The organism is Enterocloster lavalensis (assembly GCF_046603895.1).
GTDB classification, from domain to species: domain Bacteria; phylum Bacillota; class Clostridia; order Lachnospirales; family Lachnospiraceae; genus Enterocloster; species Enterocloster lavalensis.
In genome coordinates this window covers 5,159,079-5,185,250 of record NZ_CP176637.1, presented here as the reverse complement: position 1 = coordinate 5,185,250, position 26,172 = coordinate 5,159,079, and the positions used below count along the sequence as shown (strand labels likewise).

The 26,172-nt window shown below is 57.6% G+C and carries 22 protein-coding genes; 12 read left to right on the top strand and 10 right to left on the bottom strand.

The window, feature by feature from the left end:
• Nucleotides 1–2 precede the first annotated feature (2 nt).
• From ACK2JC_RS23295 to ACK2JC_RS23265, 7 genes are all read left to right on the top strand, one after another.
• Nucleotides 3–836, top strand: coding sequence for a sugar phosphate isomerase/epimerase family protein (locus ACK2JC_RS23295; RefSeq protein WP_092365464.1), 834 nt, complete (start codon nucleotides 3–5; stop codon nucleotides 834–836).
• Nucleotides 823–1,548 (top strand): SDR family oxidoreductase, encoded by a 726-nt coding sequence (locus ACK2JC_RS23290; protein ID WP_368272180.1) that lies wholly within the window; start codon nucleotides 823–825, stop codon nucleotides 1,546–1,548. The genes ACK2JC_RS23295 and ACK2JC_RS23290 overlap by 14 nt, the downstream gene beginning before the upstream one ends.
• Before the next feature lie 213 nt (nucleotides 1,549–1,761).
• Nucleotides 1,762–3,993 (top strand): sigma 54-interacting transcriptional regulator, encoded by a 2,232-nt coding sequence (locus ACK2JC_RS23285; protein ID WP_368272179.1) that lies wholly within the window; start codon nucleotides 1,762–1,764, stop codon nucleotides 3,991–3,993.
• Nucleotides 3,994–4,323: 330 nt separating this feature from the next.
• On the top strand, nucleotides 4,324–5,385 hold the full coding sequence (gene tdh, locus ACK2JC_RS23280) for an L-threonine 3-dehydrogenase (RefSeq protein ID WP_368272178.1): 1,062 nt from the start codon (nucleotides 4,324–4,326) through the stop codon (nucleotides 5,383–5,385).
• Between the two features lie 16 nt (nucleotides 5,386–5,401).
• Nucleotides 5,402–6,601 (top strand): glycine C-acetyltransferase, encoded by a 1,200-nt coding sequence (locus ACK2JC_RS23275; RefSeq protein WP_320938151.1) that lies wholly within the window; start codon nucleotides 5,402–5,404, stop codon nucleotides 6,599–6,601.
• A gap of 200 nt (nucleotides 6,602–6,801) precedes the next feature.
• The gene (locus ACK2JC_RS23270; RefSeq protein WP_092365479.1) at nucleotides 6,802–7,668 is read left to right on the top strand and encodes an oxaloacetate decarboxylase; all 867 of its coding nucleotides are present in this window, start codon (nucleotides 6,802–6,804) and stop codon (nucleotides 7,666–7,668) included.
• 59 nt (nucleotides 7,669–7,727) lie between these two features.
• Nucleotides 7,728–9,017, top strand: a complete 1,290-nt coding sequence (locus ACK2JC_RS23265) for an SLC13 family permease (protein ID WP_092365482.1) — start codon at nucleotides 7,728–7,730, stop codon at nucleotides 9,015–9,017.
• A gap of 91 nt (nucleotides 9,018–9,108) precedes the next feature.
• Here the strand turns inward: ACK2JC_RS23265 and ACK2JC_RS23260 are convergent, their stop codons facing one another.
• From ACK2JC_RS23260 to ACK2JC_RS23215, 10 genes are all read right to left on the bottom strand, one after another.
• Nucleotides 9,109–9,762, bottom strand: a complete 654-nt coding sequence (locus ACK2JC_RS23260) for an ABC transporter ATP-binding protein (RefSeq protein WP_320938150.1) — start codon at nucleotides 9,760–9,762, stop codon at nucleotides 9,109–9,111.
• Nucleotides 9,763–9,788: 26 nt separating this feature from the next.
• A complete protein-coding gene (locus ACK2JC_RS23255; protein ID WP_368272177.1) occupies nucleotides 9,789–11,291 on the bottom strand; it encodes a hypothetical protein in 1,503 nt (500 codons plus the stop codon).
• Between the two features lie 15 nt (nucleotides 11,292–11,306).
• Nucleotides 11,307–12,065, bottom strand: a complete 759-nt coding sequence (locus ACK2JC_RS23250) for a hypothetical protein (protein WP_368272176.1) — start codon at nucleotides 12,063–12,065, stop codon at nucleotides 11,307–11,309.
• A 131-nt stretch (nucleotides 12,066–12,196) separates the two neighbouring features.
• Nucleotides 12,197–13,519 (bottom strand): sensor histidine kinase, encoded by a 1,323-nt coding sequence (locus tag ACK2JC_RS23245; protein WP_320938611.1) that lies wholly within the window; start codon nucleotides 13,517–13,519, stop codon nucleotides 12,197–12,199.
• A gap of 5 nt (nucleotides 13,520–13,524) precedes the next feature.
• A complete protein-coding gene (locus tag ACK2JC_RS23240) occupies nucleotides 13,525–14,235 on the bottom strand; it encodes a LytR/AlgR family response regulator transcription factor (RefSeq protein WP_227170742.1) in 711 nt (236 codons plus the stop codon).
• A gap of 125 nt (nucleotides 14,236–14,360) precedes the next feature.
• Nucleotides 14,361–15,086 carry a sulfite exporter TauE/SafE family protein gene (locus tag ACK2JC_RS23235; protein ID WP_320938610.1) on the bottom strand — a complete coding sequence of 242 codons (726 nt, stop codon included), beginning with the start codon at nucleotides 15,084–15,086 and terminating at the stop codon, nucleotides 14,361–14,363.
• A complete protein-coding gene (locus tag ACK2JC_RS23230; protein WP_320938609.1) occupies nucleotides 15,083–15,931 on the bottom strand; it encodes a glycerophosphodiester phosphodiesterase family protein in 849 nt (282 codons plus the stop codon). The genes ACK2JC_RS23235 and ACK2JC_RS23230 overlap by 4 nt, the downstream gene beginning before the upstream one ends.
• Before the next feature lie 42 nt (nucleotides 15,932–15,973).
• Nucleotides 15,974–16,795 (bottom strand): carbohydrate ABC transporter permease, encoded by an 822-nt coding sequence (locus tag ACK2JC_RS23225; protein WP_092365505.1) that lies wholly within the window; start codon nucleotides 16,793–16,795, stop codon nucleotides 15,974–15,976.
• A complete protein-coding gene (locus ACK2JC_RS23220; RefSeq protein ID WP_007714376.1) occupies nucleotides 16,792–17,667 on the bottom strand; it encodes a carbohydrate ABC transporter permease in 876 nt (291 codons plus the stop codon). Before ACK2JC_RS23220 ends, ACK2JC_RS23225 begins: the two co-directional genes overlap by 4 nt.
• A gap of 15 nt (nucleotides 17,668–17,682) precedes the next feature.
• On the bottom strand, nucleotides 17,683–19,023 hold the full coding sequence (locus tag ACK2JC_RS23215; RefSeq protein WP_320938608.1) for an ABC transporter substrate-binding protein: 1,341 nt from the start codon (nucleotides 19,021–19,023) through the stop codon (nucleotides 17,683–17,685).
• A 182-nt stretch (nucleotides 19,024–19,205) separates the two neighbouring features.
• Between ACK2JC_RS23215 and ACK2JC_RS23210 the strand changes: the two genes are divergently transcribed.
• The 5 genes from ACK2JC_RS23210 (at nucleotide 19,206) to ACK2JC_RS23190 (ending at nucleotide 26,152) form a co-directional block, all read left to right on the top strand.
• Nucleotides 19,206–20,936, top strand: coding sequence for a sensor histidine kinase (locus tag ACK2JC_RS23210; RefSeq protein WP_368271644.1), 1,731 nt, complete (start codon nucleotides 19,206–19,208; stop codon nucleotides 20,934–20,936).
• Nucleotides 20,933–22,303, top strand: a complete 1,371-nt coding sequence (locus tag ACK2JC_RS23205; RefSeq protein WP_368271642.1) for a response regulator — start codon at nucleotides 20,933–20,935, stop codon at nucleotides 22,301–22,303. Before ACK2JC_RS23210 ends, ACK2JC_RS23205 begins: the two co-directional genes overlap by 4 nt.
• A 324-nt stretch (nucleotides 22,304–22,627) precedes the next feature.
• Nucleotides 22,628–23,689: an extracellular solute-binding protein gene (locus ACK2JC_RS23200; RefSeq protein WP_092365517.1), complete on the top strand. Its 1,062-nt coding sequence runs from the start codon at nucleotides 22,628–22,630 to the stop codon at nucleotides 23,687–23,689.
• A 7-nt stretch (nucleotides 23,690–23,696) separates the two neighbouring features.
• A complete protein-coding gene (locus tag ACK2JC_RS23195; protein WP_092365520.1) occupies nucleotides 23,697–25,370 on the top strand; it encodes a sensor histidine kinase in 1,674 nt (557 codons plus the stop codon).
• Nucleotides 25,371–25,372: 2 nt separating this feature from the next.
• Nucleotides 25,373–26,152, top strand: a complete 780-nt coding sequence (locus ACK2JC_RS23190) for a response regulator (protein WP_092365523.1) — start codon at nucleotides 25,373–25,375, stop codon at nucleotides 26,150–26,152.
• Nucleotides 26,153–26,172 lie beyond the last annotated feature (20 nt).

The following is a 26,172-nucleotide window of genomic DNA, read 5'->3' as shown; positions in this document are numbered from 1 at the left end:
CTATGAAATTAGCATTCAGTTCACTGTCCTGCCCGTCCTGTACCGTCGACGAGATTATTCAATTCGCCCTGAAATATGGTTTTCAGGGTGTGGAGCTGCGGACGGTCCAGTCCACCATTGATCTGTGGGACCTGAACGATTTTTCGCCGGAAGCCCTGCCCGAAACCCGCCGCAGGTTCCAGTCTGCGGGGCTTGAGGTGGTCGTGGTCGGGACCAGCATCTCCTTTGCCAAGGACGAACCCGGATGGCGCAGCAGACAGCTGGAGCTGCTGGAGAAATTCTGCGTCATTGCCCAGGGACTGAATTGTCCCTATCTGCGGGTATTCGGAGGCCCCATTCCCCCCGGAAGCACCTATGAAGCGGCGCTGGAGCGGGATATAGACGGTTACCGGCAGGCCGTAAAGACAGCGGCTTCCTACGGCGTAACGCTGCTGTTTGAGACCCACGATGATTTCAGCACCTCCACCTCCCTGCTTCCGCTGTTGGAGGCGGTCGGCAACCAGGCCGGCGTGATCTGGGATATTCTCCACCCCTACCGGTTTGGCGAACCCATGGAGACCACCTGCCGGAACCTGCTGCCCTATCTGCGGCACGTCCATGTCAAGGACTCCTCCGGGTATTCCAAAGAAGGGTTTGATATTGTCCTTCCCGGCCAGGGTACCGTGCCCATCCGGGAAGCGCTGTCGCTTTTAAAGGACTGCGGTTATGAGGGTTACCTCTGCTTCGAGTGGGAGAAGCACTGGCACCCGGAGATTCAGGAGGCGGAGCTGGCCCTGCCGGAATATGTCAATTATATGCGTCGTTACGCCAAGGAGCTGCTGCATGAGCAGGCGTAAATCGGCGCTCATAACGGGCGGCAGCCAGGGCATCGGCCTTGCCTGCGCACAACTGCTTTATGAAAAGGGTTACGACATCTGCCTGATGTCCCGCAGCCCGGAAAAATTGGAGGCGGCGGCGCTCTCTGTTTCCGCCGGAGCCTCCTGGCCGGTCTATACCGTACCCGCGGACGCTGCCAGCCCGGAACAGGCGGCGGCAGCGGTGGAACAGGCTTGCCGCTTGCTGGGGGGAATCGACGTTCTCATCAATTCCGCGGGCTGCAGCATGCACGCTCCCTGTTCCTTTGAGAACGTCTCCACTGAGGAGTACAAACGGATCATGGATACCAATGTGGACGGCCTGTTTTATATGACCCGGAGCGTATTAAAGGCCATGAAGGAGCGGCAGTCCGGGTACATTATCAACATACTCTCCACGGCCTCCCACGCCGCCGCCGCGCGAGGCGGCCCATATTCCGCTTCAAAATATGCGGCGCTGGCCCTGACGGAAACCCTGGCCGCAGAATGCCGCGGCAGCGGAATCCGCATCACCTCCATCAGCCCCGGCCCGGTCGCAACCACCATCTGGTCCCACAAAACGACGCCTCCGTCAGAGAAGGAAATGGCCCGGATGCTAAAACCCGGGGACATCGCCCGGATTGCCGGATTTCTGTTGGACAATCCGGATTATGTCATTATCCGCGATATCGAAGTAACTCCTGCCGGTTTTTAGAACCGGTTTCGATTACTTTGGAAAACAGGCCGCTTCAGACGATTCTGAGGCGGTCTGTTTTTGCGCCCATTCAGCCACATTTTCGGAAAACCACCTGATTTTCCGGGCGGCGCATAGATATTTCACATCCTTCTGTAGTACAATGGTTCTGATATGCTTCGGAAATGAATCATTTGACACACTTGTGAAACAGACCGGTTGGAGGTAGAAACTATGGGGGTACGGATTGCCATTGCCAGCTACGGCACCTTTGAGCAGTTTATTCATCAGATCAAGCCGTTTTATTCGGAGGAGGTGGAGTTTGTCATACTGAACGCCCTGTTCGAGGACTTAAAGGACGAGGTGCGGAGGCTGGAAAAGGACCACTCGGTGGATGTGTTTGTGGGAAGCGGCGGAAATGGGCGCTTTCTGGAGAAGTACGTGCAGGAAACGCCTTTTGTGAAGGTCAAAGTGACGGGCTTCGATTTTCTCCTGGCCCTCAAAAAGGCGGCGCAGTACGGAAATAGCACCGGGCTGATCACCTTCGGCGAGCGGGTTCCCTTTGTGTCCTCGGTGAAGGAGCTGCTGAACGTGGAGGTGACGGAGCGGGTCTACCACCAGTCCAGCGAGATCGACCAGGTGCTCGCCGATCTGTACAACCAGGGCATCGAGGACGTGATCGGCACGGCTTTTGTGCTGGAGCGGGCGGCGCTCAAGGGGATGAGGGGGCATTACATCTGGTCCGTGGACGGCGTGAAAACGGCGGTGGACACCGCGGTTCAGGTGGCGCTCGCCAAGCGGCAGGACGCAAAAAAGGCCCACAAGCTGGCCAGCATCCTGCAAACGATTCATGAAGGCGTGATCGTCACCGATGAGCAGGGAATCGTCAATGAGTTCAACACCAGCGCGGAGAAGATTTTGAAGATCGACCGCGGGGACGTGATGGGACGCCCGGTCCAGGACGTGCTGCCCAATACGCGTTTGAACGTGGTGATCGAGCGGCAGCGGGAGGAGTACAACAAGATTCAGGATGTGGGGAACGTGAAGATTCTCACCAACCGCTGCCCCATTTTCAGCCAGGGACGGCTGATCGGGGCTTTGGCCACCTTCCAGAGTATTGAGGAGGTGTCCGAGGCGGAGGGGAAGATCCGGCGGAAGCTGTACACCAGAGGTTTTGTGGCAGGCACCCGGTTTGAGGATATGCAGGGGGCCTGCGCGGCGTTTCAGGATATCGTACACATCGGCAGGGAATATGCCAAGAGCGACGCCACCATCCTGATCTCCGGGGAAACGGGTACGGGCAAGGAGCTGTTCGCCCAGAGCCTTCACAACGAGAGCGACCGGAGCCGTATGCCCTTTGTGGCCATCAACTGCGCGGCGGTGCCGCCCAATATCCTGGAGAGCGAGCTCTTCGGCTACGAGGAGGGGGCCTTCACCGGCGCCAGACGCGGCGGGAAAAAGGGAGTGTTCGAGCTGGCCCATGAAGGGACCCTGTTTCTGGATGAGATCGGGGAGATTTCCATGGACATCCAGCTGCGGTTCCTGCGGGCTTTGGAACAGCGGGAGGTATTCCGTCTGGGCGGCGAAAAGGTGGTGCCGGTGGATATCCGGGTAATCGCGGCCACCAACAAGAACCTCTGGCAGATGGTGAAGGAGGGGAAGTTCCGGGAGGACCTGTACTACCGGCTGAACGTGCTGGCGATCCACCTGCCCGCGCTCCGGGACCGGCGGGAGGATATCCCGCTGCTGATCAATCATTTCCTGAGAGAATTCCGGCCCGACCTGCCGGACGGAAAGCGGCTGGAGCTGGCAGGAATCCCCTTTCTGCGCGCCTACCGCTGGCCGGGAAATATACGGGAGCTGAGGAACGTGGTGGAGCGGATGGCTGTTCTGTATAAGGATGGGATGGATGCGGAGCGGCTGGCAATGCAGGCGTTGTCTGTGAATGAGGAGGTGGATGTGGGGTGGGCCTGGAGTGCGGCGGGGGGCGCAGGGGGCGCGGCCGGCGCGACTGGCGGCATGAGCGGAGCGACTGACGGCGCGGCCGGGGATACAGGCGGCATGGCCGGGGGCGCTGGCGGCATGGCCGGAGCGACTGGCGGCATAGCCGGGGCGACTGGCGGCATGGCCGAAGCGGCTGGCGGCGTGGCCGGGGCGGCGGGTGGCATGGCCGGGGCGACTGGCGGCGCGACCGGGGGTACTGGCGGCATGGCCGGAGCGACTGATGGCGCGGTCGGCATTACGGGCGGCAGCTTTTGCCCCGCCGCTCCGCCCTCCCCCGCCTCTCCCCTCCCCCTCTCCTCCTGGATTCTGGCGGACAGGCAGCGCAGGGAGCGGGACGAGATTCTACTCGCCCTGCGCCAGTGCGGCGGAAGCCGCACCCAGGCGGCCAGGCTTCTGGGAGTCAGCCGCTCCACGCTCTGGCGGAAAATGCAGGCTCTTGGTATATTGGCGAACCTGAAATAATCCTTCCTGCCGTAAGCCGCCGCCCCCAAAACATTACCTCCCGCCGCAAGCCGCCGTCCCAAAAACATTCCCTCCCGCCGCAAGCCGCCGCCCCCAAATATTCCCATCCTTTGCGGCATACCACCCTCATCATCCGGTATCCCGCCAAAATGTTTTCCCCAAAAAGACACACGTTTGTGTGCGTAATACAAATACATTTTATTAATTTTTGTCCGTCTATCACGGATTTTTCCCTTGCTATTTGCCCTCCCTCCCCTTATAATGAAATCATAAGATACCCGGAAACAAGGCAAATTTCATACTCACATCATATGACAAGGGGGTTATATCATGCAGGAGCAGACCATGTGGGCATTGACCAAGAAGAAACCGGAAGCCGGGCTGTGGATGGAGCGCGTGCCGGTTCCCGAGGTGGGGCCCAACGACGTGAAGATCAAGATTCACAAGACGGCCATCTGCGGCACGGACGTACATATCTACCAGTGGAACGACTGGGCAAGGCACACCATCCCCATCGGGCTTACGGCGGGCCACGAGTACGTGGGCGAGATTGTGGAGGTGGGGTCCGGGATGGACGGACACAGCGTGGGGGACCTGGTGTCCGGCGAGGGACACATCACCTGCGGGAAATGCCGCAACTGCCTGGAAGGACACAAGGAGAACTGCCGGGACGCCAAGGGCGTGGGGGTGAACCGCAACGGCGCCTTTGCGGAATATCTGGTGATCCCCTCCTCCAACGTCTGGAGCTGCCGTCCCAACATCCCGGAGGAGCTCTACGCCATCTTTGATCCCTTCGGCAACGCCACCCACACGGCCCGCTCCTTCGACGTGCTGGGCGAGGATGTGCTGATCTCCGGCGCTGGCCCCATCGGCATCATGGCCGCGGCCATCGCCAAGTTCAGCGGGGCCCGCCACGTGGTGGTGACGGACATGAACGAGTACCGCCTGGAGCTGGCCCGGAAGCTGGGCGCCACCAGAACCATCAATTTAAATGAGGAAAAGCTGGACCAGGTGATGAAGTCCATCGGAATGACCGAGGGATTTGACGTGGGAATGGAGATGTCGGGAAGCCCGAAAGCGCTCCACGACATGATCCACCACATGAAGCACGGCGGAAAGATGGCCCTTCTGGGACTTCAGGGACGGGAAACCGTGGTGGACCTGGAGACGGTTATTTTCAACGGCCTGACGCTCAAGGGAATCTACGGGCGGAAGGTCTGGGACACCTGGTACACCATGACCACCATGATCGAGGCGGGACTGGACATTTCCCCGATCATCACCCACCATTTTGATATCCGCGACTATGAAAAGGGATTTGAAGCCATGATTTCCGGCCAGTCCGGCAAGGTGATCCTGGACTGGTCCCATATCAACGAATCTGAATCATAAAAAAGGAGATGCAGCTATGGCCCGTAAAAACGACATATTAAGTATTTTCGCCGGCACTGTGGAAGAGATAAAGGAAGCCGGTCTGTTCAAGGGGGAAGCCCCCATCGCCTCCGCCCAGGGCGCAAGGGTGCGCCTGGAGGACGGACGGGAAGTGATCAACATGTGCGCCAACAACTACCTGGGCCTGGGAGACAGCCCCAGGCTGATCGAGGCGGCCAAGAGAACCTACGACGAGCGGGGCTACGGCATGGCGTCGGTCCGGTTCATCTGCGGAACCCAGGACATCCACAAGCAGCTGGAGGAGAAAATTTCCCGTTTTCTGGGAACGGACGACACCATCCTCTACTCTTCCTGCTTTGACGCCAACGGCGGACTCTTCGAGACCCTTCTGGGCCCGGAGGACGCGGTGATCAGCGACGAGCTGAACCACGCCTCCATCATCGACGGCGTGCGCCTGTGCAAGGCCAAACGGCTCCGCTACAAAAACAACGACATGGAGGAGCTGGAAAACCGTTTAAAGGATGCAGATGCGCTTGGGGCCAGAATCAAACTCATCGCCACCGACGGCGTGTTCTCCATGGACGGCATCATCTGCAATCTGAAGGGCGTCTGTGACCTGGCCGACCGGTACAACGCTCTGGTCATGGTGGACGACAGCCACGCGGTGGGATTTGTGGGCAAACACGGCCGCGGAACCCCGGAGTACAACGGCGTGGAGGGCCGGGTGGACATCATCACTGGCACCCTGGGCAAGGCCCTTGGCGGGGCCTCCGGCGGCTACACCTCCGGGCGCAAGGAGATTATCGACCTGCTCCGCCAGAGAAGCCGCCCCTATCTGTTCTCCAACACCCTGGCCCCGGCCATTGTGGGAGCCAGCCTGGAGCTGTTCGACATGCTGGAGGAGAGCACGGCGCTGCGGGATCAGCTGGAGGACACCACCGCCTACTACCGCAAACAGCTGACCGATAACGGCTTCGATATCATCCCCGGCACCCACCCCTGCGTTCCGGTGATGCTCTACGACGAGAAGCTGGCCGGGGAATTCGCCCGGCGCATGATGGAAAAGGGCGTCTACGTGGTGGCCTTCTCCTTCCCGGTGGTTCCCAAGGGCAAAGCCCGCATCCGCACCCAGGTGTGCGCCAGCCATACCCGGGAAGATATCGACTTCATCGTGAAATGCTTTATTGAGGTGCGGCAGGAAATGGGGCTGGCCTGAGGCGCCCCTCAGTTCACCTCCCTCCCCCAGAAACATTTCACACTTGAAACACACCCGAAACATTTTCAAAACAAATTTCAAACACACGGCATCCGAATCGCGTAAAACCCGGTTCGGATGCCCTTTTTTTGCCCCCTCCGCATTTGGCACGGAATTTGCTTCTATAAAACAGTATCAAACACAATTCAAGGAGGGTGCGTATGACAGCAGCAAGAAAATTGAGAGAGCTTTTAAAGGGCAATGAGACATTGATCGCTCCCGGCGCTTATGACGCCTGGACGGCGCGGCTGATCGCGGAGAGCGGATTCCCGGTGGTCTACATGACCGGATACGGGGTGTCGGCCAGCGTGCTGGGCAAGCCGGACATCGGCCTGATCACCCTGGCTGAGATGGCGGACATGGCGCGCAACATCGTGGACGCCTCCGGGGACACCCCGGTGATCGCGGACGCGGACAACGGCTACGGCGGGCTGATGAACGTGATGCGCACGGTGGCCCTCTACGAGCAGGCGGGCGTGGCGGCCATCCAGCTGGAGGACCAGGTGACGCCCAAGCGCTGCGGCCACATGGAGGGCAAGGAGGTCATTTCCAAGGAGGAGATGGTGGCGAAGATCAAAGCGGCGGTTGCTGCCCGGAAGGACCCGGACTTCTGCATCCTGGCCCGCACCGACGCCCGGGCAGTGAACGGCTTTGAGGACGCCCTGGACCGGGCTCTGGCCTACGAGAAGGCGGGGGCCGATATCATTTTCTTTGAAGCGCCCAGGTCGGTGGAGGAAATGCGCACGGTGGGCAAAACCCTCTCCGTTCCCCTGTTGGCCAACATGGTGGAGCACGGGAAAACGCCGCTCCTTCCGGCCCAGGAGCTGTTCGAGATCGGCTACCGTATCGCCATCTACCCGGTGTCCGCCCTCTACATCGCCACCAAGGCGGTGAAGGAATTCCTGGGACGACTGGCCCGGGATAAGACCAGCGAGACGTCCCTGGAACAGATGGTGGATTTCCCCACCTTCAACAATATGATCCATTTACACGAGATCAGAGCCCTGGAACAGTCATTTCTGGAATAGGGGCGGCGTAACCATTAACAGCACGGGGGTGTGCTCTACCGGATTGGGAGGTATATGAGATGACCAGCTATCTGATAATATTGTCCATATTTATATCCGTAGCCATCGGCTACAAATGCAAGATCAACGTGGGAATCATCGCCATGGCCTTTGCCTATATTTTCGGCTGCTTTGTGCTGGGCTTAAAGTCCAGCGCGGTGATCGCCATGTGGCCCACCAGCCTGTTCTACTTCATCCTGATGGTCTCCTTCTTCTACGGCATCGCCATGACCAACGGGACGCTGATGCTGATCGCGGAAAATGCCATCTACCTATGCCGGAACAGGGCCTGGTTCATCCCGATTCTGCTCTGGCTGATCTCCTTTGGCATCTCCGGCCTGGGCCCCGGCCCTGTGACCGTGTTCGCCTTCATGGCCCCTCTGGTCATGGCCACGGCCGACAAGATCGGCATGAACAAGATCATCGGCACCATCTGCGTGGTGGGTGCGGGCGTGGCGGGCGGCTACACGCCCATCAGCCTCTGCTACGCCACGGTGCGCAACTGCCTGGTGACGGCGGGTTACGAAGGGGAAACGCTGATTGCGGACCTGAATAAGATCGCATTCAACAACATCCTGGCCCAGGTGCTGATTTTCGCCATCATCTACCTGATTTTTAAGGGCTGGACCGTCCAGGTGTCAAAGGAAATCAAGCGGCCCGAACCGTTTACCAAAAAACAGGTCCAGACCCTGGCCCTGATCGTGATCGGCCTGGCCGTGATGATCATTTTCCCGCTGCTCAAAAACTTTATGCCGGATTCCGCCTTTATCGCAGCCGTTTCCAAGGGCCTGGAGCCCAGCCTGGTGTCCACGGTGCTGCTGGTGATCGCCCTGATGTTAAAGCTGGGCGACCAGAAGAAGGCGCTGAACTTCGTGCCATTTTCCACCATTATACTGGTCTGCGGCGTTGGAATGCTGGTGTCCGTGGCCACCCAGGCCGGAGCCGTGGATATGTTCTCCTCCTGGATCGGCGACAACTTAAGCGCCACCGCAGCCAAGCTGGTGATCGCGCTGGTAGCGGGCTGCATGAGCTTCTTCTCCAGCACCCTGGGCGTGGTGGGCCCGGCTCTGATCCCCATGATCCCCAATATCGCGGGGGCCACGGGCGTCAGCGTGACGGCTCTGGTGTCCGGGATCATGATCGGCGGCCATTTCGCAGGCGTTTCCCCCTTCTCCACCGGCGGCGCTATGACCCTGGCGGGCGAGAACAACGAGGAGGCGAAAAACAAGCTGTTTATCCAGCTGATGGTGCTGTCCATCGCATCCATTCTCTTTGCATCGGTGCTGGTGTTTATCGGAGTGATCCGGTAAAATCCGGCCACATATTACGGCATTCCTGTATCGAACGTAAAAAGTACCGCAAGCCCAGCGCTTGCGGTACTTTTATGAATGCAATGGGCCGTCACGTCAAATGTCCCGATACCAATGCAATTTTATGGTTTTCAATCAGATAAACCTGGTCGCACAGCAGCTCGATATCCTGGTAATGGTGGGACGTGAGAAACATTGTTTTTCCTTCCGCCTTCAGTTCCAGCAGCATCTGCTTCATTTCCTCATAAGTCTGATAGTCCAGCGCGTTAAACGGTTCATCCAGCACGAGAATATCCTGGTTCTCCATAATCGCCTGTGCCAGGCCGAGTTTTTGTTTCATCCCGAGAGAGTAATTGTCTACCTTCGTTTTGTTTTCAGGGTCCAGCCCTACTTTCAGCATGGCCTCCCGAATCTCTTGTTCGCCGATCTTCCCCTGAATCGCGGCCAGAAATTTCAGGTTCTGCAGACCGCTGTAGATTCCAACAAAACCCGGGGAGTTGATAAATACGCCCACGTGCTCGGGAAAATCCCGCCCCTTTCCCAGCTGTTTTCCGCGAATCAGCACCTGGCCCGAATCCGGGCGTTCAAACCCGCAGAGAATTTTGAATAGTACGGATTTTCCGCTCCCGTTGGCCCCCACAAGGCCGACCGCGGCTCCCTTCTTCACAGATAAGGAAATATTTTCCAGAATAACATTCTGCCCAAAGCGTTTTGTAATATTGTTCAGTTCAATATAAGCGTCCATAACTGCCTCCTACGGATTTCATGATTTTATAACGGCTGATTGAGCAGCCTGCGCCAGCCATATTTTAAGTTCCACGCCCCCAACAGCAGAATGAGCAAAATCTGAATGTCAAATGCGATCCGGAATGTGATCCCCGGGTACAGGCCCACTGTGCCCAGCCTGACCGTGCTGGACAGGCCGAAGGGACAATACGACGCAAAACCAGACGGCAAAATGCACAGGAAATTCCCCCCGAGTATTGCCAGAAAGCCGGCTGTGATCTGCTTCGTGCAGAGATAGATCGTAAATATTACCAAATATTGGAACAGCACGTCGCAGAATTTCAGGCCCACGGAGCCGGCCAGGCATTTCCAGGCATGAACCGTCAGCTCATATCCCAACAGCTTTATTCCAAGCAATCCGCCAAGAAACCAGATAACACAGTACAGGAAAAGAAACGGAAAACCCGCTTTCCACAGCGCGGTCAGCATATTCCGCCTCCCTGACGCCCGGATTGTGACGAACAGCGGCTGGCCCCTCACAGTCTCCCCCATAAACGCCGCCAGCAAATAGACCGGAGCGCCGTTTACAATCAACATCTCGAGGAATGACAGAATATGCAGATAGCCGGTTCCATGCCCGGAAAACAGAAGAAGAACCCAGTCCTCCGCCGTGCGTTCATCGTGATACGCAAGCCCCTTATAGCCTGCGATCAGGGCGGCCACGGCGCACAGAACCGCCAGATTCCTGATTGAGAATAGTTTTCTCATATAATACGGAACCAATCCACGGCCAAAGGCGGGCAGGGATAATGGCCCAAACCGCCGCCGATCGCAGGCCGTCCACAATATGATCATTGCCAGCAGACCGGCCGTCGCCACCGTGACCGCCAGACGGCCCAGTCCCAGGCTGTGGTGCAGGATCAGCAGATGATTCAGCCCCGTGACAGGAATCCCATGCAATCCCGGTATTTTGATCCACACAGCGGCGAGCGCGTACAGACCCATCAGAATCCGCACCGCCCCTCTGCTGCCGGCAACGCGGTCGAGCCACATGCAGAGACCAGCCAAGAACCAGGTTCCCGCCAGCTGGTACATCGTGTAAGCCGCAAATGCAGAGACCGGGTTTTTAAAATACAGCTCCAGAACCGAAAACAGCTCCGAAACGGCCATCCCTTCCGAGAGCGCCCAGCGATTGCCGCCTGCGAGCCCGGCTCCTGCCAGGAGCGCCACCCCGGTCTGAACCCCGAGAACCGCAGCCGCAGCCGCTCCGGCCGCAAGCCATTTCCTGCAAAAGTAGGAGTAGTAGCTGGGGAAGCGCACGATGGCGATTTCACTGTCATCTTCCATCCAGGAATAATAGGTAAGTAGCGCCATCGGAATGACAAAATAGATCAGGTAGTAGTGGTCTGAGACTACCGATAAAAGGTACTGCTCAAATGTCAGTCTGGTATGGAGCCGGCAGCTGAGTGAAAAAATCAGACAGCCCGCGAGAAAAACCGGCAGCTTTTGGCGCAGGGTAAGCCGTACATGGCTTCTCACCAGCATCATCAAGGCAATCTCCCCCTATCCTTCCGCCACAGAAACCTTTTTGATTCTCTTCAAATAAAAGGCTGAGGCCAAAATCACGATCACCATCAGCACAGGCCCCACAATCACCGAACCGGCCGTGACGGCATCGTCCGCTATACTCGTCGGTTCAAACGAAACCACAAGCCGGTACTTCGGCAGCTCCAGGATGGACAGGATGAAATTCTCCAGGATCAGGTAGATGAACGGGCCCGTCAGGATCACGAAGATATTTTTGACATACATGGACAAGACGAACCCAAAGGTCATGACCAGCACCCCGATGATCCCCTTCCACAGCGACAGGAGAAATGCATAACGCAGCGGCGCCTGCGTGTAGGTCTCCATCAGAACATGGCTAAAGGATTCGTTTTCATAAAGAACCGACCGATTCACGTATAATGCGGCGATGGCCGACAACATGAGGGGGATAAACAGGATCGAAAATGCGCACAGCGCGTGAACCGTCCACTTTGCAGTCAGATACCGTTTCTGCCTGACCCGCGGCAGGACATACAGCAAAAAGTGGTTTTTCCGCTCATAATAGAGATTCCAGCACACCGGTATTACAACAAACAGGGGAAACAGCAGGGCGAAAAACGCCGTTCCGATCTCCCAGGAATCCAGCCGGAACCACAGCCGGTAGCTCCGGTCCAGCGTACAGGTCAAAATACATGCCGCCGCGGTCAGAAGCAGGGTTGTCAGCAATACGGGCAGCCGGACCTTTTTCCATTCCATTTTCATTAAATCGAACATTACAATCATTCCCTTCCACTTGTTTTTTTCCAGTATATCAGCGCGCTCCCATCCGATCAATAAGCCGGGAATCAGTGAGGGGTTTAAGGGAACAAAATGATTTTCATTCCCTTAAACCCCATGTTCATACCTTATGGAAGAAGAATTCCAAATACCACGTAGTTCCTCCCGCCGACGGTTTCATTGCGGGTCAGAATTTTTCCATGACAGCGTTCCGCCAGTTTTAACACATTGTAGAGCCCAAAACCGTGGGAGGACCGGTCCTGTTTCGTGGTGACGCCTTTGCTGAATAATTTCATAAATTCAGTATTGGACAGAGGCGGGGCCGGATTCCACACGGTAAACTCCAGGCCGCTGTCCTTCCGGCAGGTTTTCAGATAAACGGTATCCCCGGCCGTGGAAGCTTCCAGCGCATTGTCGAACAGGATTCCGATCACCTCAATCCATTCCGTCTCCGGCACGGCGCTTTTCTTAAACAGGCCGCGAAACTCCAGTTCGATGTTGATCTGCGCCAGTTCCGCCTGCTTGATCTTGCCATACAGCATTCCGGCAATTATTTTGCTGTCACAGGCCAGCAGATCGCGGTCCCTGGAAGAGAGGGAAATGCCGTCCGCCAGCGCCGCCACGCTCTCTTTCGCCTCTTCCAGCGTTGCGGCGGAACTCACGGCGGATTCTATGGCCATGATCCGGTTGTTAAATTCGTGCTGCCGCGCCCTGACCTGGGAGATCAGCTCCTCCACGATCGGCACGTACTGTTCGATCATTCGTATGCGCCTCTGTTCCTGGATTCTCCGCTGATTGTAATGCAGCAGCAGGCCGTCGCACAGAAGGCATAAAAACAGGATTCCGCCGATGATTTTTAAATGTTCCATAAAACGGCTGATATCAAAGGAAAAAACGGAGAGGGCCGCGATCAGGACAATTCCGATATTGACGGATACAAGCCTTGCGGTAAATCCCCCTTCTTTGATCGTATCTCTGACCCGTCCAAAGGAGGAGGCGCGGGACAGAAGGTATACACACAGAAGCGACAACAGCCTGCTGCCGGCCAGAATCCCATTTCCCCCGATTCCACAGAAAGAGAGCAGGGCCACGCTGATGGTCCGAACCAACAGATACAGCGAAAAAACCGCCATTGTGCCGCAGAACGCCCACCCGTTGTCCTGCAATTTATAATAGACGCTGTTTACCAGTAAAATCAGGAGAATCAGGATCAGCAGCATTGCCACATTGTTGGAGGGCGCAACCTCATACCCTTCCTTGGCAAACAGAGGGCCCGAGGGGCTTCCAACTGTCATTCCCGCCCTCGCCGCCATAAAAAACAGCGTAATGACAGGGAACAGCAGGAAATCCTTTCTCCCCCAGTGCTCCCGCTCTTTAAAGACGGTCTGGCAGCACAATAAAATCAGACCCGCATCCATCAGGATTTGCAGCAGATTAAACATGGTATCCATAAGATTCACCATAAAGCAGACTGGTATTTTGCCCCCACAGGGATGGGTTCGCTGTGGTTTCTGAGCACGATCTGCCGGTCTGTTTTGTTGATCTTCCCAATATAGTTTTGGTTGACGAGATAGCTTTTGTGGCATTGGATGAAGGACGGATCATCCAGCATTTCCAGCAGCCGCGCCAGGGAATACCCCGAAATTGTATCCTGCTTTTGGCCAAGCACCGGGCTGTCGGTGTGAATGACTATCTTTTTTCCAAAAGCTTCCAGATATACAATGCTGGACACGTCATACTCCAAAATGAACTGCTTTTGCTCAAGACAGAGCTTCTTCCCTGCCGGGCGAAGCTGCCTGGACAGGCCGATGGCGCTCATGAACGCCTCCCGGAATTCCGTTTCTGTAAACGGCTTGATCAGAAATGCATAGCACTGCACATCGCGGTACGCCGTCAGCTCCTCCCCGGCCAGCGCCGTTTCAAACAGAATGGGGGTATACCGGTAGGCTTCCAGCGCCCGAAGCTGTCTCGCCAGATTCGTCCCCTTGTAATCGGCCAGCTGTATATCTAAAATAAACAGGGAAATGGTCTCCCGGCAGGCGTAGGAATAGGCTTCCCCCGCCATCGGAAAGACGATCACCTCGTATCCGGGGTCCATTTTTTGAATGAATGTTCTGATTCGTGCTGAGGCGGCGGGGTTGTCCTCAACCAGCAGAATTTTTTCCATAGGATGTGCTCCGTTCTTCTTGATTTGTTTCAGGTTCACCCCTAACAGTATACAACAAAAGGGGGACCAGCGCAAATCCGGGCGCACTGCAAAAAAGCGCCGGATGCATTCCTGCATCCAACGCTTCATCCCGCCAACAGCACCCCCGCCCCCGAGGCCACAATCATCCACCCGGTCACACGCCTGGCGGTCCTCTGGTTGATCCGGCCTGACAGCAGCAGCCCCACCGCCAGCCCGGCCAGCATAAAGCCGTAGAGGTACAGGCTCTGCCGGATCAGGGAGAAGGGCAGAATGCCCGCCGTCCCGTACATCCATATGCGGAAGGTATTTTCCACCAGAAACACCATGCACAGGTTGCCCTTGACCGCCTCCGGCTCCTCTGCCCGCCCCATCAGGTAGGCGGCCAGAAACGCACCGATGCCGAACATCCCGCACACCATGCCGGAGAGAATCCCCATGAAACCGAACCCTCCCCCGCTCCGCGCCCGGCCGCCCCGGGATTTCCACTCCAGGGCCATGGAAAGTCCCAGGTAAATCACCACCGCGGCGAACACTTTTTTTAACATCCCGGCGTCCGTGTAGCGCAGGATGAACACCCCCGGGATACTGCCCAGAAGCACCATGCCGGAGAGCGGAAGCCACACCCGCGGGTTTAACCTCCGCCTCTCCCGCCAGGCGATCAGCAGGTTGGAGGGATATCCCACCACCAGCTCCACCGGGCTGATATTCCGATTGTCCAGAAATAGTCCCACGATGGAGCTGAACACCAGGGTATTGCCGAACCCGGTGATCCCCTTGACCACGTAGGCCAGAAAGATCGCTCCGCCCATTAAAAGCCCCGTCTCCGTCACAGGGAATCCCCCTCCTTCAGATAGCGCCAGAGCTCATAGGGCCAGTCGGTCTGGATGATGTCCACCCCCTGGCGGATCAGCCTTCCCCAGCCCGCTTCTCCCCCGAAACGCAGGGATTTTAAGTCGTCGTAGCCAGCGCCGTACACCAGGTTTTTGCTCAGGCTCAGGGAATTGCACCAGGTCTTGATCCCCCGCTCCCGCAGCCACAGAATCGTCTCCTCCTGAAACACCGCGTCCGTCTCCCGCTCCGGCAGAATCTCCAGCGCAGGCACCCGGGTCTTTTCCGCCAATTCCGCCACCCGGCCCAGATATCCGGTGTCCCCCAGCATGGGGATAAACAGGCAGTTCTCATGGCGGGCGGCCCACTGCCAGGCAGCCTCGTCCTCAATATAGAACTTAAACACGGCCTGGCCCGTCATTTTCTCCCGCTCCAGCAGCTTAAGCACCTCGTCCCAGCAGTCCCAGCACTTGTCTAACACCAGGATGGTGCGGTCCCGCAGTCCGTCTAAAATCTCGTCAAATGTCTCAATGGACTGGACGCAGGGTTCCCCCAGGTAATTGTAAAGCTCCATATTTTTAAGCTCTTCCAGGGTGTAATCCCCGATGCGGCCGGGATTGTGGAACAGCCGGATCATGGTGTCGTCGTGGTGCCCCACGATCCTGCCGTCCTTTGTCCGCGCCAGGTCCATTTCCACCATGTCCGCGCCCTGGCCCACCGCGGTCAGAAAGGCCAGCGCCGTGTTCTCCATCACGCTGGAGGAGAATTTCCCCCGGTGGCAGGCGATCTGCACCTGTCTGCACTGTGGATCGCACAGAATTTCCATATTTTTCTTCCAGTCTCTCATCTCACGTTTTGTCCTCTCTCATATTCCACTCTGTTTTAATCTCTATTTCACCGCGCTGTCCATTGCCCCCTGGACAAAATACTTCTGCAGGGCGATGTACATGAGCACGGGCGGCAGCACTACGATAAACGCGGCCGCGGCCGCAGCGCCCATATCGGTCTTGGAGTCCGTGAAAAAGGTGGTGATGGCCAGGGTGATGGTCCGAAACTGGGGCTTTTGCAGGAAATACAGCTGGAACTGGTAGTCGTTCCAGATGCCCACGCTGGTCCAGATGATCACGCTGGCGGTGGTGGCCTTTAGGGACGGCAGGATAATGCGGAAAAATACCTGCATGCGGCTGCACCCGTCGATCATGGCCGCCTCGTCCAGCTCCCTGGGGATGGTGCCGATAAAGTTGCTGTACATGTAGATCGCCATGGGCAGGTTGAAGGTGGCCGAGACCAGGATCACGCCCCAGTACCGGTTGATTCCGCCCATTGCCACCATCTCCTTGTACAGCGGCACCAGCACGCTGAGCTGTGGCACCATCATGATGCCCACGATCACGGCCAGGATCAGGCGGTTTCTCCGGGTGGTTTTCCGGGACAGGGGGTAGGCGGCCATGGCCCCCACCACCACGATGATCACGACGGCGCAGAGCACGATAAAGAAGGTGTTTCCCAGGGCGCGCAGCAGCTTGCCCGTCTCCATCGCGTTAAAATAGTTCTGGATGTAGAGCTTCACCGGGGGCAGCCACCGGGAAGTCCGCTCCGATGCGCTCTTGAGCGACATGTTGATCATGATGTAAAAGGGCGCGATGTGCAGCGCGATAATCAGAAGCGCCGCAAGGGTTTTCAGACCGGATATAAGTTTCTTCTTGTTCAACTGAGCCCCGCCACCTTTCTCTCAAAGAAATTCCGCACAAACGTGCTGATCACCATAATAAACAGGAACATAAACATTCCGACCGCGGCCGAGTATCCGGCGTTCTGGTTCTGGAAATACAGGTAATTGATCAGGGTGGACAGGGAGTGTGAGGAATAGCCCGGCCCGCCGCTTGTGGTGGACAGGATGATTCCGAACAGCTTCAGTCCCCCGATCAGGTTTAAAATCACGCTGGTGGTGATGGCGGGCAGCAGCAGGGGCAGGGTGATGTGCCTCAGCCTCTGCCCGTAGCCCGCCCCGTCGATGGCCGCGGCCTCGTCGTAGGACTCCGGGATACCCTGGAGTCCTGCGATCATCACGATCATGGTTTTACCCACGAATTGCAGGGAGTTGATGAGGACGATGATCCAGACGGCCCGCTTGCCGTCCGCCATCCAGTCCACCGGCGCGCCGCCGAAAAGCTTCACCACGTCGTTGATTGCGCCGTTGTTGTACTGGACCAGAAAGTAAGAGATATAGCCCATAATCAGCGACGCGATCATGGCGGGCAGGTAGATCACGACCCGGGCCAGGGTCTGCCCGTGGAATTTCTTTTGCAGCAGCAGGGCGTAGGAAATTCCGATCACCGTCTGAAGGGTCGTGCTGCCTATGCCGTAGATCAGTGTGTTTTTTAACGCGGTGTAAAACATCTTGTCGTGAAACATTTTTTTGTAGTTTGCCAGCCCCACGTACTTGAACCTTGGCGAATATCCGTTCCAGTTGGTAAAGGAAATCTGGATGCCGGAGATCAGCGGGTAGAGCACAAAGGCGGCCAGCAGCACCAGCGCCGGTAAATAGAGCAGATCAATGGGAATATCCTTCCGCTTCCTCATCCCTACACCTCCGTCTTAATTCTGTTCGCGCAGCGTCTCGTAATCCGCCTGCATGGTCTGGACGCTCTCCTCCACGGTCATTTCCTCGCCGATCAGGGCGGAGCCGATGGTTTTCATGGTGCTCCACATTCCGTTGGGCAGGTATACGCGGTCAAAGAAGGGATAAATGGCCGTGTCCGCGTATGTTGCGTAATCCTCCGCCACAGAGCCCAGGTCCGGGGATACGTTCTGGATGGCCGGGCGCTTGCCGCTGGCCTCGCAGACGATCTTCACATTCTCGGGCTTTGCCAGGTAGTCCAGCAGCGCCAGGCAGAGGGCCTCGTTCTCAGTGTCCTTCCAGATTCCGTAAGCCTCGCGCTCGCCGCCGCAGAAGGCTGGCTCATAACTGTCGTTTAACGCCGGGATGGGGGCCATTCCGTACTGGGCGTCCGGGTTGATCTCCTGGGCCTGGCCGATCAGGTCCGGGCTGGAGCTCATGAGGAACAGGATGTTGTTCTCCGCCATTCTGGGGGCCGCGTCCACCGGGTCGCAGGTCACGCAGTCCACATTTAAGTAGCCCTTGGCCTTCAGATCCATCAGAAGCTGGGAAACCGGCGTCCAGTTGTTCCAGTCAAAGCTGCCGTCCGCCAGCTGGTCGGTGTAGCCTTTGTCCTCGCAGGAGGCCAGGAAGGTGGTGGCCGCAATATCCATCAGGTTGGCCGGCTGGCGGCTGTCCTTGCCGGCGATAAACACACCGGTATACCCCTTGTCCTTGGCCAGCTGGCAGGCCGCCATGAACTCGTCCCAGGTTTTGGGAATTTCGATGCCCAGCTCGGCCAGCAGGGTTTTGTTGTACATCAGGCCGCCCTGGTCCATGTTCAAAGGCAGCACGAAGATTTGACCGTCCGCATTTTCAATGTTCCGCTTGAACGCCTCCTCCACGGTTCCGAACCAGGGCTGATCATTGAGGGGCCGCAGATATTCGCTGTAGCGTGCCACGGACCAGCCGTGGGTGGCGAAAATGTCCGGCAGGTCGTTGGACGCCATTCTGGCCTTCATCAGCTGCTCGTAGTCGGAGCCCTGGGTGGTGTAGCTGATTTTCACCCCTGGATTCTCTTCCATAAATTTCTCAAATACCCCGTTGACCGCGTTAAAGGTCTGCTCATCCGCGTTGGTGACAATCTCCAGTTCACCGCTCAGCTCAGCTCCGGCCGCCTGGCTCCCCTGGGTTTCCTGGCCGCTCTGGGCTGCGCTGTCCTGGGCCTGGGTCGCGGCCGCCTCCTTGGGCTCAGAGCTTCCCTGGCATCCGGCCAGGCTTCCCGCCGCCACCGCGGCCGCCAACAGAGCGCCTGCATATTTTGTGAATTTTTTCATCATCGTTCCTCCTTAAATTGTGCTTCCGTTTTTTGATATGGTCATTATAGTACAAAAATCCACCGGAACCAGTAGTCTTTTTTTACGATTCCGTTGCCCATTCTTCCGTTTTGCCGGCGCTTCATTGATAATCGCACCAAAAGCGGCTATAATCAAATCACGCCAGTTACCAGAGGAGAACCGCCATGAAATTCAAACGATCCTTTTCCGTCCATTTGTTAATCAGCTTCCTGATCAGCACTCTGATCCCCTTTATGCTGATCGCCTATGTGGTGGCCCACATCTACGCCCGGGAGTACAGCCGGGATGTCCGTTCTCTATTAGATACCACGGCGTCCTCCCTGGACAGCAACATCGCCACCTATTTAAAGGAGCTGGAGCAGGTGACCATGCAGCCCTATTACAACAACGAGCTCTACAACTATCTGAGGGGCCTGTCCAGGGATCAGGACTACGCCCTGATGGAACGGCTGAACCTGCAACGCAATCTGGATTCCAATATGAGCTTCGTCCGCTACACCCGTGAGGATATCAACGGCATTTTCATCGTCACGGGCGACCGCTGTCTCTACTATACTATTACCGGCACGGATCACAAAACCCTCTCCCCCTCTTTTGACTACGGGCAGCAGAGCTGGTATCAGGAGGCGGTCCGGGCCGACGGGCGCTGCCTGCTCATCGGCCCCCACGTGCCGGACTACATCACCCCCAGGGACACGCCGGTTATCTCCCTTGCCCGCTCCATCGTGGTCCTGGAATCCCGGGAACCCCTGTACGTGATCAAGATCGACGTCAACACGCGGATTTTCGACCGATTATTCCAGAATTTTACATTCCATGTGGACTCCAAAATCATCATCAAGGATGAAAACCAGCGGATCATCTACGCCAACCGCCCCTTAAGCGACGAGGACCGGGAGACCCTGGAAAATACCCCCGGCGCTGCCTCGGTCTCCCTGTCGGACGGCAGCTTCCAGCGCTACGTCTACCCCATCACCGGTTACCCCTGGGATATCACGGTGCTGCTCTCCAACCAGGAGCTGAATTCCAGGACCGGCATCATTTATCTGACCGCCCTGCTTCTGTACCTGGCGGGCGTTGTCATGGCCATGGCCTCCTTCCGGCTCTCCTCCAAAAAGATGGTGGCGTCCATCAATTCCATGCGCGGGATTTTCTACGCCATCCAGAACGAGGATTTCAGCCGGAAATACACCTACGTCTCGGACACCGAGCTGGACGACCTGGGGGATTCCTTAAACGCCATGTCCGAGGAGCTGCAAAACCGCATCCAGAAGGAGTATGTGATGACTATCCGGCAGAAGGACACGGAGTTCAAGGCCCTGCAGGCCCAGATTCAGCCCCATTTCCTGTTCAACACGCTGAACAATTTCGTGGCCCTCAACCAGGTGGGGGACCGGGACGCCCTGGAGAACGCCCTGTTCGAGCTGTCCGGCATGCTGCGCTACATCTTAAAGGCGCCCGCCCTCATCCCCCTTTCCATGGAGCTGTCCTTTGTGGAGGACTACTGCTCCCTGCAAAAGCTGCGCTTTTCCGACCGGCTGAACTACGTGGTGGACCGGCAGGTTCCCGCCGAGGGGATCATGATTCCCAAGCTGCTGCTCCAGCCCATTGTGGAAAATTCCATTTTACACGGCGTGGAGCCCTGCAACCGGGCCTGCACCATCCGCATTTCCCTCTCCCCGGCCGCCCACGGCGTGACCATCGTCGTCGAGGACGACGGAGCGGGCTGCGAGCTGCCGGAGGGCGAAGCTCCGGGCATCGGGCTGGCCAACGTCCGCGAGCGCCTAGCCTCCTTCTCGCCCCAAAGCTCTTTTTCCATGGAAAGCCGCCCCGGCGAGGGAACCCGCACCGTGATTGAACTTTACGTTGATGCTATGGAGGAAACGATATCATGAAAATTCTGATTGCCGACGACGAACTTCTGGTCCGCCGGTCCATCCGCATGTTTTTGACGGACCTGGGCGTCCGGCCCGACGACATGGTGGAAACCGGCGACGGCTTCGGGCTGGTGGAGGCCATCGGCGGCTCCCACTTCGACCTGGCCCTGGTGGATATCCGCATGCCCGGCATGGACGGTCTGGAGGCGGTGCGCCGGGCTCGTGAGACGGCCGGTGAGACCGATTTCTACATCCTGTCCGGGTTCGACGATTTCAAATACGCCCAGGAGGCCATCCGCCTGGGGGTGAAGGACTACATCCTGAAGCCGGTCCGGCGGGCGGACCTGGAGAAAATCGTGGAAAATACAATCTCCGCCCTGGAACAGCGGCGGGCGCTGCTTCTGGAGAACCTGAATCTGGCCACGGCGGCCCTGCTCAATATCCCCGGCTACACGGCGCATTTTCCAGTCCCCTGCCGCCCTGTGCTGATCGCGGACGACGCGCCCGCCCAGCCATTTTCCGTGTCGGAGCTGCTGGCCGTGGACAACGACCGGATCACGGTGATCGCCCACCGGGACGGCGGTTATGTGCTCCTGTTCCTCTTTGAGACCCCGGAGTATCCCGGGTACTGCCGGGAGTATTTGAAGGATTTGGCGGAGCGCTACCAGTCCGGCCACACCCTGGTGGAGGGCAGGAAGTTTAGGGACGGAACCTGCTGGGAGGAGGACTATAAACGGATGCGGACCCTGGCCTGCCTCAGGTCCGCCTGCGGCGGAAGGCGGCTGTACCCCCACACCTGCCTTCCGCCCGTGGATTCCCGGGATTTCCTGCCCGTCTGCCGGTGCTGCGAGACCTGCCTTGAGACCTACGGGAAGTCGGATTACGCGGGCTTCACCCTGGCCTGCGAGGCCCTTCTCAAAAGCCTGGAGCCGGTGAGGCAGTCCCATCCCGGCCGCGCCGGAAACATTTCCCGGTATCTGGCCGAGGCTTTCGGGCTGAAGGATGAATCGCCCGAGGGGTTAAAGAGCGGGCTTTTGATGGCCGCGGCCACCTTCTCCGCATCTTCCAAGGATTTCCAGTACGAGGAGATCACCGCCTACATCGACCGGCACTACGCGGAGGATTTGAGCCTGACGGGCCTGGCCGGGATGTATGGTCTGTCCCCCAACTACTTCTCCACCCTGTTCAAGAAAAAGGCAGGCTGCAATTTCATCCACTACCTGACCTCCCTGCGCATCGCCGAGAGCAAACGCCTGCTTCTGGAGACCAACCTGACCATAAGGGAGATCGCGGAGCGGGTCGGGTATTACAGCGCAAGCTTTTTTATTCGGTCGTTTAAGAAGGCGGAGGAGATTACGCCTTCGGAGTATCGGAGGAAGGGGTGAAAAAATCGTGATTGACCATTCTCTTCTTACTTGTTAGAATGGAATCACAAAAACGTTTACCGCTGACCGATACGCGGTATATAAGTGGTCGGGTCGAACGTTTAGTCCTTTGCCGCAGGGTGAAGGACTTTTTTAGTTGTGAAACCTCAGCTCTTTTGTGCATGTATCCTATGAAGTCAGCAACTTCCACTTTTATCATTGTAAAATCTCCCCAGCCGGTGCTATAATAGTAAAATAATCAAAATTGGAAAAAAATACCGGCTCCGCGGTTCCGCTGCGGACCGGATACATTTTCCGCTTTCGAATCACACACGGGGGGATATCATGGCAGATCACACCACCGGGCGCTCCATGGGCAAACGGCTTCTGTTTGCCACGGCCGCAGTCATCGCGCTGCTCCAGGCCGCGGCTTTTTTCTATACGCACCGCTACGCCGTCCCGGCCGGGACCGGCGGCGATGTGCTGACCATCTACACGTCCAGCAGCGACGAGCTGCTGAACGCCACCATCCCTCTGTTCGAAGAAAAATATAAGATCCAGGTGGTTCTGGTGAAGGGCGAGACCGTGGACCTGCTGGAGAAGATCCGCACCGGGTCCGGCGATCCGCCCGCGGACGTGCTCTTGGGCGGCGTGTACTCGGAGCTGTACTCCTACGCGGATTTGTTCCTGGATTACGTGTCCGTCAACGACAAACACTTAATCCCCGCCTACCAGAATACCACCGGCTACACCACCAGCTACATCCTCTCCGGCAGCTGCCTGGTGGTCAACAAATCCCTGACCCAGGGCGTGGAGATCAAAGGGTATAAGGACCTGTTAAAGCCCGAGCTGGACGGCAAAATCATCATGGCCAACCCCATCAACTCCTCCTCCGCCCTGGCCCAGCTGACCAACATCCTGCTGGCAATGGGCGGCTACGAGGACGACGGGGCCTGGGCGTATGTGGACGAGCTGATCGGGCATACGGGCGAGATCGCCTCCGCCTCCAGCAAGGTCTACTCCAGCGTGGCCTCGGGCAAAAAGGCCGTGGGACTCTCCTACGAAGCCCCCTGCGCCGCCCTCATGCGCTCCGGCGCGGACATAGAGATCGTTTACCCGGAGGAGGGCTGCGTCTACCTGCCCGCCACCGCGGCCATCGTGCGGGGCGGCGACCAGCCGGAGTACGCCCGGCATTTCATCGACTTCATCACCAGCAAGGACATGCAGAATATCTACGGCAACCTGCTCATGAACCGCTCCGTGCGCAAGGACGCCATGTCCGGGGCCTACCTGGTTCCCCTGGACCGCATCGACATGCTGGAGGAGGACATGGATTACGTGAAAAAACACAAACTGGACATTTTGAGCCGCTACTCCAACATTGTGAGCGAGCACACGGGGGACTGAAGCTGCCATGGGAACATTTCAGGCGAAACTTAAAAAGCTGGTATTTACCAGGCTGATCGTGCTGGTCAGCACCGGGGCCCTGCTCATGGTCTCCTGCATGGCCCTGGCTATAACCGCCACCAACCACGCGGGCGCCACCAGGAACAGCCGCCTGTTTGCGGACACCTTCAACCAAATCTACGGCCTGGGCGCGGAATTTCTCACCGACGGCGAGGTTCAGGAGACCTGCCGGAAAATCCTTCTCTACCAGGGCGGCACCTCCATGCTCTCCTACTCCGCCTACGAGCTCAACGCCGCCTGCCCCCTGGACAGCCGCCTGGTGCTCTGCGACAAGGAGCGCAATTCCGTCTACAACAGCTTCCGCCCCTACGAGTGGAACCTGTACCGCTCCAGCTTCAACAAGGCCATCTGCGACAACGCCTTCGGCTCCGCCCCGGACGGCATCTACACCAGCGTTTATTATTTTGAGGGCACAAACTCCGACTACGTGATGTCCCGCCCCATAAATGCGGACGGCGCCACCATCGGCTATCTGAACCTCTACTTAAAGGGGGACGGCTGGGCCCAGTGCCTCTCCGATTCCGGCTACGAGGGTGTGATCACCGACAACGCGGGGCGGGTGATCTACAGCAGCCGCGTGAGCTTCGTCCAGGAGGTCAACAAGTTCCAGCTGGAGAGCCCGGGGCCCGTCGTGCAGATTCACGGCACCCGCTACTGGCTGGACCGCCAGACGGCGGGGGACGGCAACGCGGTCATCTACTCCCTGGTCTACTACCCCCACAACATGGCCCTGCTGCTGATCGGCGGCGGCGTGATCGCGGTCATGAGCCTTCTGTGGTACAAGCTGGCGGACAACATGCGCAGCGCCATGGCGGCCAGCAACGCGGCGGCCATCCAGAAGCTGGTCAGCGAAATACGCATCATCCGCAAAACCGACCCGGATCACCGGGTGGAAATGGGCACGGAGGACGAGTTCTCCATCGTGGGCGTGCAGATTAACCACATGCTGGATCACATCCAGGAGTTAAACAGCCGCAACACCGAGCTGCTGCGCCTGAAAAACCAGACCGAGATCGGCCAGCTCACCGCCCAGATCAATCCCCATTTTCTCTACAACACCCTGGAAATCATCCGCAACCTGGTGGTGTTCGACCCGGCCAGGGCCGACAGCCTGATCATCCAGCTGACCCAGATTCTGCGCTACAGCATCGACACCTCCAGGGAGTACGTGCATCTGGACGAGGACATGGCCTACATCGGCGATTACCTGGACATCCAGAAATGCCGCTACGGCGACCGACTGCAATACGAGATCGATATCGGGGAGGACTGTCTCCCCTGCATGATCCCCAAGCTGGTGCTCCAGCCCATTATCGAAAATTCCATCAAATACGGCTTCCAGAAAAAGCAGCAGATCCACATCCTCATCACTGGCCGCCTGGACAACTCCCTGCTCCTTCTCAGCGTGAAGGACGACGGCCTTGGGATGCCGGAGGCCGAAGCCCTGCACCTGGCCGAAACCCTGCACAGCCCCCGCCCCGGCTCCGAGCACATCGGGCTGCGCAACATCGCCCGCCGCCTGTTCCTCCAGTACGGCAGTGAGAGCGGCCTGGAGCTTAAAAATGAGGAGGGCCTTGGCCTGGAGGTCATTGTGAAAATCCGCCAGAAAGGAGAGAACTGACATTGTACAAGGTAATTATCGTGGAGGACGAGGACATTATCCGCAAGGGACTGGTCTACTCCGTGCCCTGGGCGGAGATGGACTGTAACGTGGTGGGCGAGGCGGCCAACGGCATCGAGGGCCTGGAGCTGATCCGGGAGCACAATCCGGACATCGCGGTCATTGACATCAACATGCCCGTGATGGACGGTTTCCAGATGTTGGAAAATAGCTATGAGCAGTACAACTACGCTCCCATCATCCTGTCCGGCTACTCGGATTTTGAGTACGCCAAACGGGCCATCCACTACGGTGTCAAGGGCTATCTGTTAAAGCCCCTGAACATGGCCGACATGAAGGAGGCTGTCCGGCTTGCCAAGCGGGAGTGCGAGATACGGGGCGCCTGGATTTCCCACCAGAAAACCAAAGAGGACTGGGAGAGCACCTCGGTGTTAAAGGATTTCCAGAAGCAGCCCGTGGAGGACCGGCTGGCCCGCCGGATGCTGGAATACATCTTCGAGAACTATCAGCAGAAGATCGTCATGCAGGACCTGGTGGACCACCTCAACTACAGCGAGGCGTTTCTCAACCGCAAGTTCAAGGACGCGGTGGGCACCACCTTCAACGACTATCTGAACCGCTACCGCATCCAGAAGGCCCTGGAAATGATCCGGGAGGGAGAGCTTCCCATCCAGGACATCGCCTGGAAGAGCGGCATCGGCGATTACAAATACTTCCGGGTGGTATTCCGCAAATACCTAGGATGTTCCCCAAAAGAATACATGAAAGAGATATCCTCTTAATGCATAATGCCATATATTTT

Excerpts from the sequence above, each read along its gene's own strand:
- ACK2JC_RS23200 (WP_092365517.1), top strand. The coding sequence starts at position 22,628 with ATGGCAGATCACACCACCGGGCGCTCCATGGGCAAACGGCTTCTGTTT.
- ACK2JC_RS23250 (WP_368272176.1), bottom strand. The coding sequence starts at position 12,065 with ATGTTCGATTTAATGAAAATGGAATGGAAAAAGGTCCGGCTGCCCGTA.
- ACK2JC_RS23240 (WP_227170742.1), bottom strand. The coding sequence starts at position 14,235 with ATGGAAAAAATTCTGCTGGTTGAGGACAACCCCGCCGCCTCAGCACGA.
- ACK2JC_RS23275 (WP_320938151.1), top strand. The coding sequence starts at position 5,402 with ATGGCCCGTAAAAACGACATATTAAGTATTTTCGCCGGCACTGTGGAA.
- ACK2JC_RS23215 (WP_320938608.1), bottom strand. The coding sequence starts at position 19,023 with ATGATGAAAAAATTCACAAAATATGCAGGCGCTCTGTTGGCGGCCGCG.
- ACK2JC_RS23220 (WP_007714376.1), bottom strand. The coding sequence starts at position 17,667 with ATGAGGAAGCGGAAGGATATTCCCATTGATCTGCTCTATTTACCGGCG.
- tdh (WP_368272178.1), top strand. The coding sequence starts at position 4,324 with ATGCAGGAGCAGACCATGTGGGCATTGACCAAGAAGAAACCGGAAGCC.
- ACK2JC_RS23290 (WP_368272180.1), top strand. The coding sequence starts at position 823 with ATGAGCAGGCGTAAATCGGCGCTCATAACGGGCGGCAGCCAGGGCATC.
- ACK2JC_RS23270 (WP_092365479.1), top strand. The coding sequence starts at position 6,802 with ATGACAGCAGCAAGAAAATTGAGAGAGCTTTTAAAGGGCAATGAGACA.
- ACK2JC_RS23265 (WP_092365482.1), top strand. The coding sequence starts at position 7,728 with ATGACCAGCTATCTGATAATATTGTCCATATTTATATCCGTAGCCATC.
- ACK2JC_RS23285 (WP_368272179.1), top strand. The coding sequence starts at position 1,762 with ATGGGGGTACGGATTGCCATTGCCAGCTACGGCACCTTTGAGCAGTTT.
- ACK2JC_RS23295 (WP_092365464.1), top strand. The coding sequence starts at position 3 with ATGAAATTAGCATTCAGTTCACTGTCCTGCCCGTCCTGTACCGTCGAC.
- ACK2JC_RS23210 (WP_368271644.1), top strand. The coding sequence starts at position 19,206 with ATGAAATTCAAACGATCCTTTTCCGTCCATTTGTTAATCAGCTTCCTG.
- ACK2JC_RS23260 (WP_320938150.1), bottom strand. The coding sequence starts at position 9,762 with ATGGACGCTTATATTGAACTGAACAATATTACAAAACGCTTTGGGCAG.
- ACK2JC_RS23205 (WP_368271642.1), top strand. The coding sequence starts at position 20,933 with ATGAAAATTCTGATTGCCGACGACGAACTTCTGGTCCGCCGGTCCATC.
- ACK2JC_RS23195 (WP_092365520.1), top strand. The coding sequence starts at position 23,697 with ATGGGAACATTTCAGGCGAAACTTAAAAAGCTGGTATTTACCAGGCTG.
- ACK2JC_RS23255 (WP_368272177.1), bottom strand. The coding sequence starts at position 11,291 with ATGATGCTGGTGAGAAGCCATGTACGGCTTACCCTGCGCCAAAAGCTG.
- ACK2JC_RS23230 (WP_320938609.1), bottom strand. The coding sequence starts at position 15,931 with ATGAGAGACTGGAAGAAAAATATGGAAATTCTGTGCGATCCACAGTGC.
- ACK2JC_RS23245 (WP_320938611.1), bottom strand. The coding sequence starts at position 13,519 with ATGGATACCATGTTTAATCTGCTGCAAATCCTGATGGATGCGGGTCTG.